The organism is Pseudarthrobacter scleromae (genome assembly GCF_014644515.1).
GTDB classification, from domain to species: domain Bacteria; phylum Actinomycetota; class Actinomycetes; order Actinomycetales; family Micrococcaceae; genus Arthrobacter; species Arthrobacter scleromae.
The window spans coordinates 163704-179964 of sequence record NZ_BMKV01000006.1; the positions used below are offsets into that span (position 1 = coordinate 163704).

The 16261-nt window shown below is 65.6% G+C and carries 17 protein-coding genes; 8 read left to right on the top strand and 9 right to left on the bottom strand.

Translation table 11 applies throughout. The features are described from left to right. Window positions 1-34: 34 nt before the first annotated feature. The 3 genes from IEX33_RS16535 to IEX33_RS16545 all read right to left on the bottom strand — a co-directional run bounded on the left by IEX33_RS16535 (window position 35) and on the right by IEX33_RS16545 (window position 2676). The gene (locus IEX33_RS16535) at window positions 35-703 is read right to left on the bottom strand and encodes a response regulator (RefSeq protein WP_188732005.1); all 669 of its coding nucleotides are present in this window, start codon (window positions 701-703) and stop codon (window positions 35-37) included. Then, window positions 700-2277 (bottom strand): sensor histidine kinase, encoded by a 1578-nt coding sequence (locus tag IEX33_RS16540; protein WP_188732029.1) that lies wholly within the window; start codon window positions 2275-2277, stop codon window positions 700-702. Before IEX33_RS16540 ends, IEX33_RS16535 begins: the two co-directional genes overlap by 4 nt. A gap of 135 nt (window positions 2278-2412) precedes the next feature. Further along, window positions 2413-2676 carry a hypothetical protein gene (locus IEX33_RS16545; RefSeq protein ID WP_188732007.1) on the bottom strand — a complete coding sequence of 88 codons (264 nt, stop codon included), beginning with the start codon at window positions 2674-2676 and terminating at the stop codon, window positions 2413-2415. 207 nt (window positions 2677-2883) lie between these two features. Between IEX33_RS16545 and IEX33_RS16550 the strand changes: the two genes are divergently transcribed. The 4 genes from IEX33_RS16550 to IEX33_RS16565 are packed head-to-tail and all read left to right on the top strand — an operon-like array spanning window position 2884 to window position 6435. Continuing rightward, window positions 2884-3894, top strand: a complete 1011-nt coding sequence (locus IEX33_RS16550) for a Bug family tripartite tricarboxylate transporter substrate binding protein (RefSeq protein WP_188732009.1) — start codon at window positions 2884-2886, stop codon at window positions 3892-3894. Next, the gene (locus IEX33_RS16555) at window positions 3891-4403 is read left to right on the top strand and encodes a tripartite tricarboxylate transporter TctB family protein (RefSeq protein ID WP_188732010.1); all 513 of its coding nucleotides are present in this window, start codon (window positions 3891-3893) and stop codon (window positions 4401-4403) included. Before IEX33_RS16550 ends, IEX33_RS16555 begins: the two co-directional genes overlap by 4 nt. Further along, window positions 4403-6046 (top strand): tripartite tricarboxylate transporter permease, encoded by a 1644-nt coding sequence (locus IEX33_RS16560; protein ID WP_229675432.1) that lies wholly within the window; start codon window positions 4403-4405, stop codon window positions 6044-6046. Before IEX33_RS16555 ends, IEX33_RS16560 begins: the two co-directional genes overlap by 1 nt. Continuing rightward, on the top strand, window positions 6043-6435 hold the full coding sequence (locus IEX33_RS16565; protein ID WP_066273479.1) for a universal stress protein: 393 nt from the start codon (window positions 6043-6045) through the stop codon (window positions 6433-6435). The genes IEX33_RS16560 and IEX33_RS16565 overlap by 4 nt, the downstream gene beginning before the upstream one ends. Here the strand turns inward: IEX33_RS16565 and IEX33_RS16570 are convergent. Next, complete coding sequence (locus IEX33_RS16570) at window positions 6432-7295, bottom strand: fumarylacetoacetate hydrolase family protein (protein WP_188732011.1); 864 nt, start codon at window positions 7293-7295, stop codon at window positions 6432-6434. The genes IEX33_RS16565 and IEX33_RS16570 overlap by 4 nt on opposite strands. A gap of 213 nt (window positions 7296-7508) precedes the next feature. Here IEX33_RS16570 and IEX33_RS16575 point away from each other — a divergent pair, with 213 nt between their 5' ends. Then, window positions 7509-7769 carry a hypothetical protein gene (locus IEX33_RS16575; RefSeq protein WP_188732012.1) on the top strand — a complete coding sequence of 87 codons (261 nt, stop codon included), beginning with the start codon at window positions 7509-7511 and terminating at the stop codon, window positions 7767-7769. Between the two features lie 96 nt (window positions 7770-7865). On the opposite strand, the gene IEX33_RS16580 is transcribed toward IEX33_RS16575, so the two are convergent. From IEX33_RS16580 to IEX33_RS16595, 4 genes are all read right to left on the bottom strand, one after another. Further along, complete coding sequence (locus IEX33_RS16580; RefSeq protein ID WP_104188045.1) at window positions 7866-8102, bottom strand: hypothetical protein; 237 nt, start codon at window positions 8100-8102, stop codon at window positions 7866-7868. 162 nt (window positions 8103-8264) lie between these two features. After that, complete coding sequence (gene hutH / locus IEX33_RS16585; RefSeq protein ID WP_188732013.1) at window positions 8265-9857, bottom strand: histidine ammonia-lyase; 1593 nt, start codon at window positions 9855-9857, stop codon at window positions 8265-8267. A 35-nt stretch (window positions 9858-9892) separates the two neighbouring features. Continuing rightward, a complete protein-coding gene (gene hutU, locus IEX33_RS16590) occupies window positions 9893-11602 on the bottom strand; it encodes a urocanate hydratase (RefSeq protein WP_188732014.1) in 1710 nt (569 codons plus the stop codon). Window positions 11603-11713: 111 nt separating this feature from the next. Beyond that, entirely contained in the window at window positions 11714-12544 is an 831-nt protein-coding gene (locus IEX33_RS16595) for an IclR family transcriptional regulator (RefSeq protein ID WP_229675433.1), read from the bottom strand. Window positions 12545-12809: 265 nt separating this feature from the next. Here IEX33_RS16595 and IEX33_RS16600 point away from each other — a divergent pair, with 265 nt between their 5' ends. From IEX33_RS16600 to IEX33_RS16610, 3 genes are read left to right on the top strand one after another with little or no spacing between them, the layout of a single operon-like run. Continuing rightward, window positions 12810-14294 carry a DUF1538 domain-containing protein gene (locus IEX33_RS16600; RefSeq protein WP_188732015.1) on the top strand — a complete coding sequence of 495 codons (1485 nt, stop codon included), beginning with the start codon at window positions 12810-12812 and terminating at the stop codon, window positions 14292-14294. After that, window positions 14291-14641, top strand: a complete 351-nt coding sequence (locus IEX33_RS16605; RefSeq protein WP_188732016.1) for a P-II family nitrogen regulator — start codon at window positions 14291-14293, stop codon at window positions 14639-14641. The genes IEX33_RS16600 and IEX33_RS16605 overlap by 4 nt, the downstream gene beginning before the upstream one ends. Window positions 14642-14671: 30 nt before the next feature. Then, window positions 14672-15061 (top strand): CBS domain-containing protein, encoded by a 390-nt coding sequence (locus tag IEX33_RS16610; protein ID WP_104188031.1) that lies wholly within the window; start codon window positions 14672-14674, stop codon window positions 15059-15061. A gap of 87 nt (window positions 15062-15148) precedes the next feature. Here the strand turns inward: IEX33_RS16610 and IEX33_RS16615 are convergent, their stop codons facing one another. After that, on the bottom strand, window positions 15149-16120 hold the full coding sequence (locus IEX33_RS16615; protein WP_188732018.1) for an NAD(P)-dependent alcohol dehydrogenase: 972 nt from the start codon (window positions 16118-16120) through the stop codon (window positions 15149-15151). Window positions 16121-16261 lie beyond the last annotated feature (141 nt).

A 16261-nucleotide genomic window follows, 5' to 3' on the forward strand; every position in this document is an offset into this window, starting at 1 on the left:
AGGCTTCGGGCTGCGCTGCCTGCCCGTAAACGCGCTACTGGCCCTTGAGGACGTAGCGCCGCTCCGGACGCCCCACCCCGTACTTGAGCCTCACGTCCAGGGTTCCTTCGTCGTGCAGGTACTCCAGGTACCGCCGCGCGCTGACCCGGGACGTTCCCAGCTGCTCGGCTACCTCGGCCGCGGAAAGATCGCCGTCGGCGGCATTCAGGGTGGCCTCCACGAGCTTCAGGGTCTCGATGCTGCAGCCTTTGGGAAGCGGACGCTCGGTCCGGTCCAGGCCGAACACCCGGTTGACGTCCGACTGCTCGGCCACGTCCTTGGCTGAATCCAGTCCCTGGTATGCACTGCGGTAGTGCTCCAGGCGCTCCTGCAGGTCCGACTGCGAAAACGGCTTGATCAGGTAGTGCACAATCCCGCCGCGGAGGGCCTTGCGCACGGTCTCCACCTCCCGGGCGGCACTGATCACCAGCACGTCCAGCTCCGGGGCGACGTCCCGCAGCCGCTGCATGAGGTCCAGCCCATTGATGTCCGGAAGGTGGATGTCCAGCAGCACCAGGTCAGGCCGCAGCCGTTCCGTCTCGATCACAGCCTGGGCGCCGGTGTGGGCCACGCCCACCACAGCGAAGCCGGGCGTCCGCTGGATGAACCCGGCGTGGACCTTGGCCACCATGAAGTCGTCGTCGACGATCAGCACCTTGATCATGGCTGCGTTGCACCTCTTTTGAATCGTGCGGTGAAGACTGCTCCGTTGTCATTGGCCACGGTGAGGTCCCCGCCGGAACGCCGGCAGACCACCCGTGAAAGCGCCAGGCCGAAGCCGCGGCCGTCTGCCGGGCCGGCCTCCTTGGTGGAGTACCCCTGGCGGAAGATGTCTTCCACGGCCTCGTCCGGGACGCCGGGGCCGGTGTCCCGGACCGTAACGGTGACATGGTCCGTGCCGTCCTCCACAAGCACCCGGACGGCTGCCCCGGGAAGCCCCGTGACGGCGTCGAACGCGTTGTCCACCAGGTTCCCCACAACGGTGGTGAGGTCCCGGGACAAATCGTCGCTGACCGGGCGCAGGGCGGATACGGGGTCAAGCTGCAGTGCCACGCCGCGCTCGGTGGCGAGGCTGGACTTGGCAATCAGCAATGCGGCGAGCGCTGGATCCTGGATCCGGCTGGTCACTTCATCATTGAGCCTGGTCCGGTCCACCGTGGCGCCGTTGACGAACTGGACCACGGAATCGTACTCGCCGATCTGGATCAGGCCGGAAATGACGTGCAGCTGGTTGGCGAACTCGTGGGCCTGCGCGCGCAGCGTGTCCGTGGCGGTCCGGGTGGCCCCCAGCTCACGCTCCAGGGAGGACAGCTCTGTCCGGTCCCTCAGGGTTGTCACCGAGCCAATGTTGCGGCCGCGGGAGCGGATGGGAACACGGTTCAGCACCACCAGCCGTTCCCCTACGAGCACCAGCTGGTCCGGGTCCGGCTGGTCGCGGGTCAGGACCACTTTGAGGGCCGGATCCACAGGAAGGGACGCGAGTTTCCTGCCCACGCAGTCCGGCGGCAGCCCCAGCAGTTCCCGGGCACTGTCGTTCGCTACGGTGACGCGCTCGTGGGGGTCCAGCGCCACCACGCCTTCCTTCAGGCCGTGCAGCATAGCCTCCCGGTTTTCCACCAGGCCGGTGATCTCGCTTGGCTCCATCCCGAGGGTCTGGCGTTTGACCCGCCGGGACAGCAGCAGGGACCCCGCCACGCCCAGGACGCTGGCCACGCCCAGGTAGGTCAGGAGGTTGGGGACGGCGTCCCCCAGCCGTTCAAGGGTGGACGGGTAGTTGCGGCTGATGGCTGCGATGCCGATCATCTTTCCCGCATCATCGAGCACCGGGACATGGGCGGAGAGGACGGTGGTTCCGCCTTCGTCCAACACCCCGGTCCAGGCCCGGCCTTCCATCACCCTGCTGGGGCCGAGCTCCAGGGGCTTGCCCAGCAGGCCCGGATCGGAAGCGGCAACCACCGTCCGGTCCACTTTTGCGAGTGCAACGTGCGACGATCCCGAAACGGTCCGGACGGACTCGGCCACCGCGGGAAGCGCTGAACCAACACGCGGCTCTGCCTCCGGCAGCAAGGCACGTACTGCCGGGTTGTTACCGAGCGCCTCAGCGGCGGAGAGCGCCCTCCTGCCCTCGGTGCGTTCGAAGGCGGCAGCGGACTGGGCAAGGGAAATGGCCACCACGGCCACGAGTACTGCCAGGACGATCAGCAACTGGAGCACAAGGTACTGCCCGGCGAGGGACATTCCTCTTCGTCGCGTCACTGCGTGGATTCCTTTAGTGGTGGTTCAGATGCCTGGCCACAGGCACGCGGAGCGCAGGCAGGGCGCGCCGCCCGCCCCTCCCGGCGTACCGGAACTATACCGCAGCCAGGCGGCCAGTCAGCGGGGACCGCCGTCGTGCTCTTCCCCGCTGGCCCTCCGGGCGGTGCCGGCGGACCGATTCCGGCCGGCGCGGTGCAGCAGCACCAGCCGGGTTGCGTGGAACGCGATGAACCCGGCCCCGGCCAGGATGTACAGCGCCTCCAACCAGCCCGCTCGTCCATCGACAACCCGCACGGCTGCCGGCACCAGCGCCAGCAGAACCACCGCCACGCCGATCCATGCCGCCGGTTTGGTTCCGTAACGCCCGCTTCGCTCCGCCATATCCGTCCCCCGCCCTGTAAGCAGCTTCCAGCCTAAAGGGCGACACAAACCGGGGCGTGGTGGGGTGCCGGAAACGTGAACGCAATGAACTTAACTTTCTCTGCGTACACAAGAGTGATCGCCGTCACTGCCGGGCCTAGCATCGAAGCACAGATCAGGTCCGCTGATCATCCTGTAGAGAATTGCATTACTGAGAAGAGGAACACCATGCGCCAGATCCGCGCATTGCGAGTCGCCGCCGTCGCCGCCGGCATCGCCCTGATGGCCACCGGTTGCGGTGCCACCGGCAGCAGCTCCACCGGCCCGGAAAGCTCCGGCGCCGCAGCCGGCCCGGTGACCGGCCTCCAGATCATGGTCCCCAACACCCCGGGCGGCGGATATGACACCACAGCCCGCGTTGCGGCCAAGGTTCTCGACGACGAGAAGGTTGCCACCAACACCGAGGTCTTCAACCTTGCAGGCGCCGGCGGCACTGTTGGCCTGGCGCGCATTGTCAACGAAAAGGGCAATGGCGACCTCACCATGCTCATGGGCTTGGGCGTGGTAGGCGCGAGCTACACCAACAAGTCCGAGTCCAAACTGACGGACACCACCCCGCTGGCCCGGCTCATCGAAGAGCCCGGCGCAATCATGGTCAACAAAGACTCGCCCTACAAGACCATCGATGACCTGGTCACCGCGTGGAAGGCCGACCCGGGTTCCATCGCCGTAGGCGGCGGCTCATCGCCCGGCGGCCCGGACCACCTGCTCCCGATGCAGCTTGCAGGAGCCGTAGGAATTGACGCCACCAAGGTGAACTTTGTGTCGTACGACGGCGGTGGAGACCTCCTCCCGGCCATCCTCGGCAACAAGGTGGGCTTTGCCGCATCGGGCGCCGGAGAGTACTTGCAGCAGATCGAATCGGGAGACGTCCGTGTCCTGGCAACCAGCGGTGAAGAGCGCCTGGAAGGTGTGGACGCACCCACGCTGAAGGAATCCAACATCGACCTGGTGTTCACCAACTGGCGCGGCATCGTGGCTCCTCCCGGAATCAGCGACGAGGACAAGGCCAAGCTGATCGCCACCCTCGAGAAGATGCACGGCACTGACGCCTGGAAGGAAGCCCTGGTCAAGAACAGCTGGACTGACGCCTTCATCACCGGCGACGAGTTCGAAACCTTCCTGACCGAGCAGGACACTCGGGTGGCGGACGTGCTCACGAAGCTTGGCCTGGCGTGAGCTCCTCACCAACTTTGACTTCCAGGCTCAAAGGCCGCTCCGAGCTGGGGGTCGCCCTCCTGCTCGGAGCGGCGGGCGTCCTCGTCCTGGTGGATGCCATCGCCCTGGTAACCCCGTATTCGCAGTCAGATCCGGTGGGACCCAAGACGCTGCCGTACATCGTCTCCGGCCTGCTCCTGGTCTGCGCCGTCCTGCTCGCCATCAATGTGCTTCGTGGCGGACAGGGCGAAGCCGAAGGCGGTGAGGACGTGGATCTCTCACATCCCGCCGACTGGAAGACCATCCTGCCGCTGGTGGGAGCTTTCGTGGCCAACATCCTGCTGATCGATTGGGCCGGGTGGGTCGTCTCCGGGACCGTCCTGTTCTGGGGCAGCGCCTGGGCCCTGGGCAGCCGGCACTATGTCCGTGACGGCCTCATTTCCGTGGGACTCGCAGTGCTCACTTTTTACGGTTTCTACCTTGGCCTCGGCATCCCGCTGCCCGCCGGTCTTCTGGAAGGGATTCTCTGATGGATGTCTTTTCCTCCCTCATGGACGGTTTCGCCACCGCCCTCACCCCCATGAACCTCCTCTACGCCGTCATCGGCGTGATCCTGGGTTCCGCCGTCGGCGTGCTCCCGGGCCTTGGCCCGGCCATGACCATTGCCCTGCTGCTCCCGGTCACCTATGTCCTGGAACCCACCAGCGCCTTCATCATGTTCGCCGGCATCTACTACGGCGGCATGTACGGCGGCTCCACCACCTCGATCCTGCTGAATACACCCGGTGAATCGTCCTCGGTAGTGACGGCGATCGAAGGCAACAAGATGGCCAAAGCGGGGCGGGCCGCACAGGCCCTTGCGACGGCGGCCATCGGTTCATTCGTCGCCGGCACCATCGGCACCGCGCTCCTGGCCGTCTTCGCACCGATCGTGGTGGAATTCGCCGTCAGCCTGGGCTCGCCAAGCTACTTCGCCATCATGGTCCTCGCGCTTGTGGCAGTGACCGCCGTCCTTGGATCATCCCGCCTCAGGGGCTTTGCCTCGCTGGGCCTCGGGCTGGCGATCGGCCTGGTGGGCATGGACTCCGTCACAGGCCAGCGCCGCCTCACCTTCGGCCAGCCCCTGCTGGCCGATGGCCTGGACATTGTGGTGGTGGCAGTGGCCATCTTTGCCGTGGGCGAAGCTTTGTGGGTTGCCGCGCACATGCGCCGCACTCCTTTGCAGGTCATCCCGGTCGGCCGCCCCTGGATGGGCAAACAGGACTGGAAGCGGTCCTGGAAGCCCTGGCTCCGCGGAACGGCGTTCGGTTTCCCCTTTGGTGCACTGCCGGCCGGAGGAGCCGAGATCCCCACGTTCCTCTCCTACGTCACGGAGAAGCGGCTTAGCAAGCATCCCGAGGAATTCGGCAAGGGTGCCATCGAAGGTGTTGCCGGCCCGGAAGCTGCCAATAACGCGGCCGCTGCCGGCACCATGACCCCCCTGCTGGCACTGGGGTTGCCCACCAACGCCACGGCTGCCGTCATGCTCGCAGCGTTCGTCCAGTTCGGCATTCAACCGGGGCCCCTGCTGTTCGCCAATGAGGGACCCCTGGTGTGGGCCTTGATTGCGAGCCTCTTCATCGGCAACTTCCTGCTCCTGCTCATCAACCTGCCCCTGGCACCGATGTGGGCGAAGATCCTCCAGCTTCCACGGCCGTACCTCTACGCAGGCATTTTGTTCTTCGCCACACTGGGTGCCTACTCGGTGAACCTGCAGGCGTTCGACCTGGTCCTCCTACTGGTGCTGGGCGCATTGGGATTCATGATGCGCCGCTTCGGACTGCCGGTACTGCCGCTTATCCTGGGCGTTATCCTTGGGCCGCGGATCGAAGGACAGCTTCGCAAGAGCCTCCAGCTGAGTGCGGGCGACCCCGCCGGCCTCCTGGGCGAGCCCATCGCCGTCAGCATCTACATCATCCTGGCGCTGATCCTGGCCTGGCCGCTGATCTTCAAGCTGGTCCGGCGCAACCGCCCGGCTGCGGCCGGACCGGCGCCGGCCACGGAAGCGGCTCCGGCAGCCCCATCAGGCAGCTCCGTGCACGCAGATCTGCCGGTCCACCCGGACGGTGCAGCCCACCAGGGCAATGCACCCTCAGACAGCAGCGTCCACCCAGACAAGAAGGAGACACCATGACCATCGTGGTGGGATACGTCCCGACCCCCGAGGGCGAAGCAGCCCTGACCCAAGCCATCCACGAAGCCCGGAAGAGCAACACCAAACTGTTAGTCATCAACTCGTCCAAGGGGGACGCGCTGGTAGACAACCGCTACGCCCAGGAGCCGGAGATCCAGAGCATTGAGGACCGACTGGCCACCCAGGGCATCGACCACGTGATCAAGCAGCCGGTCCGTGGCCACGATGCCGCCGCGGAGGTGCTGGATGCCGCGGAGGAGCACAACGCTGAACTGATTGTGATCGGCCTGCGCCGGCGGACACCGGTGGGCAAGCTCATCATGGGCAGCGTCTCCCAGCGGATCCTGCTGGAAGCCGACTGCCCCGTCCTGGCAGTAAAGGCAGGCTAGCCGGACTCTCCAGCGCGGAACAGCTCAAGGCGTTGGCGCCCCAGCCCCACAACCTCTACCTCCACCACGTCACCCGGCTGGAGGTAGGGGAAGCGGCCGCTGAGCGCCACGCCTTCCGGCGTTCCGGTGAGGATGACGTCCCCGGGCTCCAGGCGCATGTACTGGCTGCAGTGGTGGACAAGGGTGGCGGCATCGAAGATGAGCTCCGACGTGCACGAGTCCTGGCGCAACTCCCCGTTGACCCAGCTCCGCAACGGCAGGTTCCCGCCGTCGATCCCGTCTGCCGGAACCAGCCACGGGCCCAGCGGTGTGGAGCCCGAGAGGGACTTCCCCTTGGTCCACTGGCCGGCCGCCCCGGGGAGCTGGTACTCACGCTCGGAAAGGTCATTGGCGGTGACATAGCCTGCGATGCATTCCCTCGCCTGGCTGGGGGAAGCCAGGTAACTGGCCTCCCTGCCGATGACGATACCCAGCTCCACTTCCCAGTCGTAGCTGCTGGAGTTCGGCGGAACGGGGGCGGGATCGAACGGCCCCGCAACAGTATTGGCCGGCTTGAGGAACACCACCGGAATGTCCGGGGGCGCGGACCCTGACTCGGCGGCGTGCGCGGCGTAATTCATCCCGATTCCCACCACCGAGCCGGGCCTGGCAACCGGGGGGCCAATTCTGAGCGTCTCTGCTCCGTCCAGTTCCGGCAGGGACCCGGCTTCCAGCGCGTGCCGGATCCTGTCCACTCCTCCGGATGCCAGGAACGCACCGTCCACGTCCTGCGTCAGCGGCAGGAGGCTGTAGCACCGGCCGGACGGCACCATAACGGCCGGTTGCTCCTTGCCCTTTTCACCCAGGCGCATGATTTTCATCCAGATCTCCTTCGAGCTGACGTTGCACGTTTGTACCCATCGTTGCTGATGCGCTGACGCGCCGCCAACGCGCCCTATTGTGACTGGTGGCTCACCTGCCCTGCCGTCTTCTGGTGGCGTTCGACACTCCACAAACAGCAGTCATCTGACATTTGTCGGGATTAGCAGGTAGAATAGGACGGCCCTCAGGCATGAAACACAGAAAGTTCACACATGACTACAGCAACTATGGAACGCATCCCCGCCGTTTCCACCCCCGCCGACGCGCCGGCCGTCCGGTCGATCGACCTGGAGTTCTCCACCGCGAGCGACGTCCACACGGGCCTGGAAGAAGCAGTTGCCGAACTCATTGAGGTTGCGGCCCAGGACGCGGACTGCGGCATCCTGGTGACCAGGCTGCACCCCGGCCGCTACACCGTGGCCCTGGACGAATCGGTCCCCTTCGGCGAGACATACGAGGCCATCGCCGCCTGACAGCCTGCGACTGACCCCTCTTTCGCGCACAGACAAAAGTCCCCGCCGCTGCATACGCAGTGGCGGGGACTTTTCTGTCGGCGGTTGCCGGCGTTGTCAGGCCCGGCGGACCTGTACGCCGTCGGACTTCAAAAAGAGCTGTTTTTCGGACGGACCAGCCGGCACAAGCCACAGAACATTTCCGCTCTGGGACACCTCTTCCACCTCACCGGTGGCCACCACATGCGCCTGCTTGATGATCTCGACGCGCTCCCCGGCCTGGAGTCCCCTCCAGTCGGAAATAACGGCGGAATGGGCATTGCGCCTCGATAGGACTGCCCCACGTGCTTTCATTTGAACTTCTACCCCTTTGTATATGTTCCGCGCCACAGCCTCTTTGATGTGACTTTCACTACACCTTCAGTTCTACTACACTCTGCGTCCGCCCGATGTCCGTGTCGCTGGAAATTTCACCAGGTGGACGCCTCGTGCCGATGTGCTGAAGATTGTTCGCTTTTATGCCAGAGGACCCACGGCAGATTCGACTGCCCGGCGCACCTCCCCTGCTGCGACCAGGTTGTCCGCCGCCTCCAGCTCCGGGGAAAGGAAACGGTCCGTCCCCGGCCCGTCCACCACGCTCCGCAGTGCAGTGACGACGGCGGCGCCCGCCGGTCCCGGGGTCAGCACACCACCGGAGAGCTGGGTCCGGATGTCCAGTGCCCGGGCTGATGTCACCAGCTCGATCGCCAGGACGCGCCGCAGGTTCTCCACTGCCTTCCGGAGTTTGCGGGCTGCGTGCCAGCCCATGGAGACGTGGTCTTCCTGCATGGCAGAACTCGGGATGGAGTCCACCGATGCAGGCACGGCGAGCCGTTTGTTGTCCGAGACCAGCCCGGCCTGGGTGTACTGGGCGATCATGAGCCCGGAATCGACGCCGGGATCGGCTGCGAGGAAGGCAGGAAGGCCGTGGGACCGCGCGGGGTCCAGCATCCTGTCCGTCCGCCGCTCCGCGATGGAGCTGAGGTCCGCCACGGCGATGGCCAGGAAGTCCAGGACATACGCCACAGGAGCGCCGTGGAAATTGCCGTTGGAGCTGACCCGCCCGTCCGGCAGCACCACCGGGTTGTCGATGGCCGCGGCCAGTTCGCGGGACGCCACCAGGTCCGCGTGGTCCAGCGTGTCCCTCACCGCACCGGTGACCTGCGGGGCGCAGCGGAGCGAATAGGCGTCCTGCACGCGGGAATCGCCGACTTTATGGGAGGCCACGATCGGCGAACCGGAGAGCACGCGCAGCATGTTGTCAGCGCTGGCGGCCTGCCCCGGGTGGGGGCGCAGTGCGGCGTGCAGCTCCGGCAGGAACACCTGGTCGGTGCCCAGCAGCGCCTCGACGCTCATCGCCGCAGTGATGTCCGCCGTCGTCAGCAGCTGCCGAAGGTCCGCGATGGCCATCAGCAGCATGCCCAGCATGCCCTCGGTGCCGTTGACCAGGGCAAGGCCCTCCTTCTCGGCGAGGATGACCGGCTCGATGCCGTGCGCGGCAAGGAGTTCCGCGACGGCGGGACGGCCGGCGGTGCCGTACAGCTGGCCGTCCGGCCCGGCGGCTTCACCCTCGCCCATCAGGACCAGGGCGCAGTGCGACAGGGGCGCCAGGTCGCCGGAACAGCCCAGCGACCCGAATTCGCGGACCACAGGGGTGATGCCGGCATTGAGGACGTCCACCATGGTCTGCAGGACCACGGGACGGACGCCGGTGCGGCCGGAGGCCAGGGTCTTGGCACGGAGGAACATGATGCCGCGGACCACTTCACGCTCCACAGCCGGACCCATGCCGGCGGCGTGGCTGCGGATCAGGCTCTTTTGCAGCTGGGTGCGCAGTTCGTTGGGAATGTGCCGGTTGGCAAGGGCGCCGAAACCGGTGGAGATTCCGTATGCCGGGGTGTCGCTGGCGGCAAGGTCGTCGATGTGCGCACGCACTTTTGCAACGGTTGCGAGGGCTTCCGGGGAAATGGTCACTCTCGCGTTGTGGCGCGCGACGGCGACGACGTCCTCCGGTGTGACACCGCTGGTGCCGAGGGTGACGGTCAGCGGTTCGTGGGTAATCGTAGTCATGGTGTTCCTGCTTCTGTGGATCGATGTGGGGCTGGTCAGCGGGCTTCGGACGCTGCCTCTTGCATCGGGATGCGGACCCCGCGTTCCTTGGCGACCTTGAGTGCGCGGTCATAGCCGGCGTCTGCGTGGCGGATGACGCCCATGCCGGGGTCGTTGGTGAGGAGGCGCTCGAGTTTCCGGGCGGCCAGGTCGGTGCCGTCCGCGACGGAGACCTGGCCGGCGTGGATGGAACGGCCGATGCCGACGCCCCCGCCGTGGTGCAGCGACACCCAGGTGGCGCCCGAGGCGGTGTTCAGCAGGGCGTTGAGCATGGGCCAGTCAGCAATCGCGTCAGAACCGTCCTGCATTGCCTCGGTTTCGCGGTACGGGGAGGCGACGGAGCCTGAATCCAGGTGGTCGCGGCCGATCACGATGGGCGCCTTGACCTTGCCGTCCTTCACGAGCTGGTTGAACAGCAGTCCGGCCTTGGCGCGTTCGCCGTAGCCGAGCCAGCAGATCCGTGCCGGCAGGCCCTCGAACTCGACCCGCTCCTGGGCGGCGTCGATCCACCGGTGCAGGTGCTTGTTCTCCGGGAACAATTCCTTGATGGCCTCATCGGTAACGCGGATGTCCTCGGGGTCACCGGAGAGGGCCACCCAGCGGAACGGGCCCAGGCCCTCGCAGAACAGCGGGCGGATGTAGGCCGGAACGAAACCGGGAAATTCGAATGCCCGGGTGTACCCGCCCTTGCGTGCCTCATCACGGATCGAGTTGCCGTAATCGAACACCTCAGCGCCCGCGTCCTGGAACTCCACCATCGCCTGCACGTGCCGGGCCATCGACGCCTGGGCCTTCTTGGTGAAGCCCTCCGGGTCGGCTTCTGATTCTCGGTGCCATTCCGCCACCGAGATGCCTTCGGGCAGGTAGGACAGAGGATCGTGCGCGCTCGTCTGGTCGGTGACGATGTCCACGGTGAGCTCACCGGCATTGTGGCGGCGCAGGATCTCCGGGAAGACCTCAGCGGCGTTGCCGACGTAGCCCACGGACCAGCCGCGGCGCTCTTCCTTGGCCTTGAGAACCTTGGCGACCGCGGCGTCAAGATCGGTTTCCACCTCATCGAGGTAGCGCTTGCCGGCGCGGCGGCGCAGGCGGGTCTCGTCGACGTCGACAATCAGGCACGCGCCGTCATTCAGGGTGACGGCGAGCGGCTGGGCACCGCCCATGCCGCCGCACCCGCCGGTGAGCGTGAGGGTACCGGCGAGGGTGCCGTTCTCATCCCCGGAGAGCTTGCGGGCGATCGCGGCGAAGGTCTCGAACGTGCCCTGCAGGATCCCCTGGGTGCCGATGTAGATCCAGGAGCCGGCGGTCATCTGGCCGTACATCATCAGGCCCTCGGCCTCGAGCCGGCGGAATTCGGGCCAGTGGGCCCAGTCCCCCACCAGGTTGGAGTTGGCGAGCAGCACCCGCGGGGCCCATTCGTTGGTGCGGAACACGCCCACCGGCTTGCCGGACTGCACCAGGAGGGTTTCGTCCTTCTCCATGGTTTCCAGGGTGCGGGTGATCGCGTCAAAAGCGGCCCAGGACCGGACAGCGCGGCCGGTGCCGCCGTACACCACCAGGTCATCCGGGCGCTCCGCGACCTCGGGGTCCAGGTTGTTCATGAGCATGCGCAACGGCGCTTCCGTCTGCCAGGACTTGGCGGTGAGCCCGGTGCCGCGGGCTGCTTTGACCGGGCGGGCACCGGTGGTGAAATCGGCGGGTGCCATGGTGGCTCCTTCATGTAGGGGTTTTGCTGGAAGTTCTGTATCTACTAAAGCCCTTCCGCAATGGCAGAAACAGGGCCTTCGGAGCGGTGCTGTCCGGGATACCGGACGGGCCTACCTGGCGGGGCGGCCGTGGAGGCGAACCGAGAGCTCATCAGCCACCTTCTGGACGCGCGCGGCGAGCGACGGCCATTGCCCTGCCGGCAGTTTGTCCTCGAGGAAAGTGACGGCGACGGCCGCCGTCGGCCATCCCAGGTGATCCGTCACGGCGGCGGCGATGGAGCCAAAGCCTGGCGTGACCTCGCCGTGTTCGGTGGCGTAACCGCGCTGCCTTACCTGGTCCAGGTGGGAGGACAGCGCGGAGTACTTCATGATGGCGCCCGCCACCTCGTGCCGGGCAGTGAAAGCAGCTGCGTTCGGATAGAGCGCACGGACCTGGGACTTGGGCAGGGCCGCAAGGATGGCACGCCCGCTGGCGGTGAGGTGGCTGGGAAGCCGGACGCCGACGTCGGTCACCAGGGAGGGGCGGTTTTTGGCGCGCTCCTCAACGATGTAGAGCACGTCGCGCCCATGCAGGACCGCCAGGTGTGCGCTCTCGCCGAGCGCATCCACGAGGGAGGCCAGCAACGGGCGGCCCAGCCGGGAGAGCGGCTCCTGCCTGGAGTAAGCGGAGCTGAGCTCGAACGCGCCGATGCCGAGCCCGTACCGCTGCTCCTCGTGGAGGTGGAGGACAAATCCGTTGGCTTCCATCACCCCCAGCAGGTGGTAGACGCTGGAGCGCGGCAGGCCCAGGGTGGAAGCAATTTGCGACGCCGCCATGGGGCCTCGCCGGGATGCCAGCAGTTTGAGGATGCGCAGGGTGTTTTCGGCAGCGGGGACTTTGGATGTCCCCTTCGACGCCACCTGGATTTCGCCACCGGTTCCATGCCTGGCTTCAGTATCCAACACCGCATTCCCTCCATCGCTGCTCTACGGGCCTCGCAGCCCTGTCCGGTATCCCGTACTTAACCATGCGCCCTGGTCGGAGCCTTGGACGTTATTCAAGCCCGCCCGGTGTCTGGAATCCCAGACATACGGGGTAACGGAATCCCGGTCCGGCTCCGAGCACGGTTCGGGTGTCAGGCTGCGCAGTGGGGTGGACACTGTTTTGCCCTCCGGGCACACTGAAATACCCAGGCACTGAAAGGAACATCACCGGGAGAGGACCCCGATGGAGCACCTCAGCCGATTCAGCAATGAATTCCTCAAGGCGCTCAAAAACCTGCTGCCCATCGTGGCGGTAGTTTTTATGTTTCAGCTGCTGGTGTTCCGTTCGGTGCCCGACGATCCGTTGAGCCTGGTGGCCGGGCTCCTGATCGTGGCCGGGGGCATTGCCCTGTTCCTGCACGGCCTGGACCTCAGTATTTTTCCAGTGGGCAAGAACCTTGCAAATCAGTTCGTAAGGCGCGGCGCATTGGTGTTGCTGCTGCCTTTTGGATTTGCTGTCGGTTTTGCCGCCTCCGTTGCGGAGCCGGCGGTAATCGCGGTCGCCGAGCAGGCCCAGCTCGTCAGCGGAGGTCGGATCAACGGGCTGGTGCTGCGTTTTGTCATCGCCCTGTCCGTTGGCCTGGTCCTGGTCCTTGGGGTAATGCGTGTTCTGCGCGGCTGGGCTGTGTACAAACTCCTGATTGCCGGTTATGCAGTGGTGCTGGGACTGACGTACATCGCCCCGCCCGAGATTGTTGGACTTGCCTACGACTCAGGCGGTGTCACCACCAACATCGTCAGCGTGCCGCTCATCACCGCGATAGGCCTGGGCCTGGCCAATTCGATCCGCGGACGCAGCGTCCTCGCCGACGGCTTCGGCCTCGTCGCACTGTGCGTGATGGTGCCGATGATCGGCGTCCAGCTCTATGGCACCTGGGTCTACTCATTTGGCGGCGCTGGGGCGGCACCCCCCGCGGCCGGATCCGGCGAGGACGCCGCTGACTGGGTGGTGGGCATGATCCTGGGCCTGGGGTCAATGCTCCGGGAGGTACTGCCAATTGTGGGCGTCGTCCTGTTCTTCCAGTACGTGGCACTGCGGCGCAGGCTGGCGCACCCGCTGCGTGTCGTCGTCGGCTTCCTGATGGTCCTGGTGGGACTGTACGCATTCGTGGTGGGACTCAAAATCGGTCTCTTTCCCATCGGGAAACTGATGGCTGAGCAGCTCATAGCACAGGGCGCGCCGGCCCTGATCCTGCTCTTTGCACTGCTCATCGGCTTCGCCACTACTATGGCTGAACCCGCCCTGGTGGCCATCGGTGAACAGGCGCAGGAGGCGTCGCCTGGACGCATCAGCGGCTTCGCCGTGCGGGTCATTGTCGCCCTGGGCGTCGCCGTCGGCATCGCCTTTGGCGTCTACCGGATCCTCGCGGGAGGCCCGTTCCACTACTTCATCATGGCCGCCTACGCGGTGGCGATGGTGTTGGTCTTCTTTGCACCGAAGTACATCATCGCCCTGGCCTTCGACCTCGGGGGCGTCACAACCTCGGAGGTCACCGTGCCTTTGGTGACGGCCCTCGGCATTGGGTTGGCAGCGGCTGTAGAGGGAAGGGATGTGCTGATCGACGGTTTCGGCCTGATCGCCTTCGCCTCAATCTTCCCTGTCATATCCGTCATGGTGTATGCCATGGTGATGGAGAAGATTCCGCGGCTGAGGAGTGAACCTGCATGAAATTCACCGCCATTGTCGTCATCGCACCGGACGACCTTGAAGAAAGGATCATCGAACACGCCCAGGGGGCCGGCGCTACGGGGGTCACCATCCTTCCGGGCAAGGGAATTGGTGGTGAAGCCAGGAAGACGTTCTTCGGCCTGACCTTCGAAGGCACCCAGTCCGTGTTGCTGATGGTGGTTGGTTCGCATTTGGGCGCACCAATCCTGAAGGAGCTCCATTCGATCCTGGTGAAGGGAACTGAGTCGCGCGGGCTTGCTTTCGCTGTTCCGATCGAGCATCTGACGGGGATCGATATGAGGCAGGTCGTGAGGTTTGAGGAGCATCTGCGCCGCGAGGGCGCCTGAGCAGGCCCAGCAAATTTGAGGAGGAAGAAGTTGCTTATCGTCAATGACGTGATGGTCTCCCAGGTCGTCACCATCTCCCCCTACAGCACACTGCGTGAAGCCCTGTCCGTGATGAAGGAACGCCAGGTCAAGAGCCTCGTGGTGGACCGGCAGCATGCCCACGACGCCTACGGCATGCTGAGCTACCGGGAACTCCTGGACACCGTGGTTGCCCAGGAAGGAGATGTGGACCTCCTGAACGTCTACGACGCCGCCACCATCCCGGCCATCACCATTCAGAGGGAACTGTCCGTGCGGCAGGCGGCAGCCCTGATGAGCCGCTACCACCTCAGCCGGCTTGTGGTGGTGGAAGGCAACCAGCTCGTGGGCCTCCTGGCCATGAACGACATCCTGGCACGGCGCATGGAGGAACTGGCCTGACCTTCCCGACCACTCAAGGGGGACGCCTGACTGCGATGCCAGGAACATTTCCCCGTCCGGGGAAAGGGCCCTTCGGCATCAGGTGGATCAGATCCTGACCACCACTTTCCCGAGGCTCCGGCCCTCCCTGAGATACCTGACGGCGGCCGGTGCTTCGGCAAGCGGGAAGACCTTGTCCAGGGCGGGTTTGACGCTCCCGGCTTCGATCAGGGATGCCAGGGCCTCGAGGTCAAGGTGAGTCTCCCTCGACACCAGGCCTTTGAACTTTTGCCGGGAGAAGAGTGACAGCAAGGGTGCCGCGAGTGACCTTTCGAAGCCGCCGGTCAGCTTTCCGCCACGCTCGCCGCCCACCAGCACCAGTGTGCCCCGCGGGGCGAGTGCGCGTTTAAGGACGGAGAGCGGACGGTTGCCGGCGGTGTCCAGGATGACGTCGTACAGCGCTCCGGCGGCAGCAAAATCTTCCCGTGTGTAGTCGATGACGGCGTCGGCGCCGAGGGACCGGACCAGTTCCACTTTTCCCGTGCTGCAGACTCCGGTCACGTCCGCCCCAAAAGCCTTGGCTATCTGCACCGCGAAGGACCCCACTCCCCCGCCCGCCCCGATGACCAGAACTTTCTGGCCCACGGTGACCTGGCCGGCGTCCCTTACAGCCTGCAAGGCTGTCACGCCGGAGATGGGTGCCGCTGCCGCTTCCTCGAAGGAAAGGTCCCGGGGTTTCCCGGCCAGCCTGCCCTCCTTGGCGCAGACGTATTCCGCAAAAGAACCCTCTGACGTGCCGAAGACTTCGTCACCCGCCTTGAAGCGAGTCACGCCGGCGCCTACGGACTCCACAACGCCGGACACCTCCCGGCCCCGCACGGGAACTTTGGGCTTCTTCAACCCGTAGCCAAAGAGCCGGACCAGATAGGGCAGTCCGGTCATCAGGTGCCACACGCCCTGCTCCACTCCGGCGGCCCGCACGCTGACCAGGACCTCGCCGTGGCCCGCTGCGGGCCGGGCAATATCCCGCAGCGCAAGCACGTCCGCGGTCCCATAGACGTCCTGCACGATAGCTTTCATGCTCGATCTCCTTTGGGCCGCCGCTGGCAGCAAGCCCCCAACGTAAGGAAAAGCCGTCACCGAGTCAAGGGGGCGCGTTGACTCATGGAAAAGGTCCGCGGAGCAGGATACGTTGCCTCATTGGAAAAGGTCCGGGAAGAG

Bases quoted from the DNA above. Each gene is read 5' to 3' on its own strand.
- IEX33_RS16535 (WP_188732005.1), bottom strand. From the start codon at position 703: ATGATCAAGGTGCTGATCGTCGACGACGACTTCATGGTGGCCAAGGTC.
- IEX33_RS16540 (WP_188732029.1), bottom strand. From the start codon at position 2,277: ATGTCCCTCGCCGGGCAGTACCTTGTGCTCCAGTTGCTGATCGTCCTG.
- IEX33_RS16545 (WP_188732007.1), bottom strand. From the start codon at position 2,676: ATGGCGGAGCGAAGCGGGCGTTACGGAACCAAACCGGCGGCATGGATC.
- IEX33_RS16550 (WP_188732009.1), top strand. From the start codon at position 2,884: ATGCGCCAGATCCGCGCATTGCGAGTCGCCGCCGTCGCCGCCGGCATC.
- IEX33_RS16560 (WP_229675432.1), top strand. From the start codon at position 4,403: ATGGATGTCTTTTCCTCCCTCATGGACGGTTTCGCCACCGCCCTCACC.
- IEX33_RS16565 (WP_066273479.1), top strand. From the start codon at position 6,043: ATGACCATCGTGGTGGGATACGTCCCGACCCCCGAGGGCGAAGCAGCC.
- IEX33_RS16570 (WP_188732011.1), bottom strand. From the start codon at position 7,295: ATGAAAATCATGCGCCTGGGTGAAAAGGGCAAGGAGCAACCGGCCGTT.
- IEX33_RS16575 (WP_188732012.1), top strand. From the start codon at position 7,509: ATGACTACAGCAACTATGGAACGCATCCCCGCCGTTTCCACCCCCGCC.
- IEX33_RS16580 (WP_104188045.1), bottom strand. From the start codon at position 8,102: ATGAAAGCACGTGGGGCAGTCCTATCGAGGCGCAATGCCCATTCCGCC.
- hutH (WP_188732013.1), bottom strand. From the start codon at position 9,857: ATGACTACGATTACCCACGAACCGCTGACCGTCACCCTCGGCACCAGC.
- hutU (WP_188732014.1), bottom strand. From the start codon at position 11,602: ATGGCACCCGCCGATTTCACCACCGGTGCCCGCCCGGTCAAAGCAGCC.
- IEX33_RS16600 (WP_188732015.1), top strand. From the start codon at position 12,810: ATGGAGCACCTCAGCCGATTCAGCAATGAATTCCTCAAGGCGCTCAAA.
- IEX33_RS16605 (WP_188732016.1), top strand. From the start codon at position 14,291: ATGAAATTCACCGCCATTGTCGTCATCGCACCGGACGACCTTGAAGAA.
- IEX33_RS16615 (WP_188732018.1), bottom strand. From the start codon at position 16,120: ATGAAAGCTATCGTGCAGGACGTCTATGGGACCGCGGACGTGCTTGCG.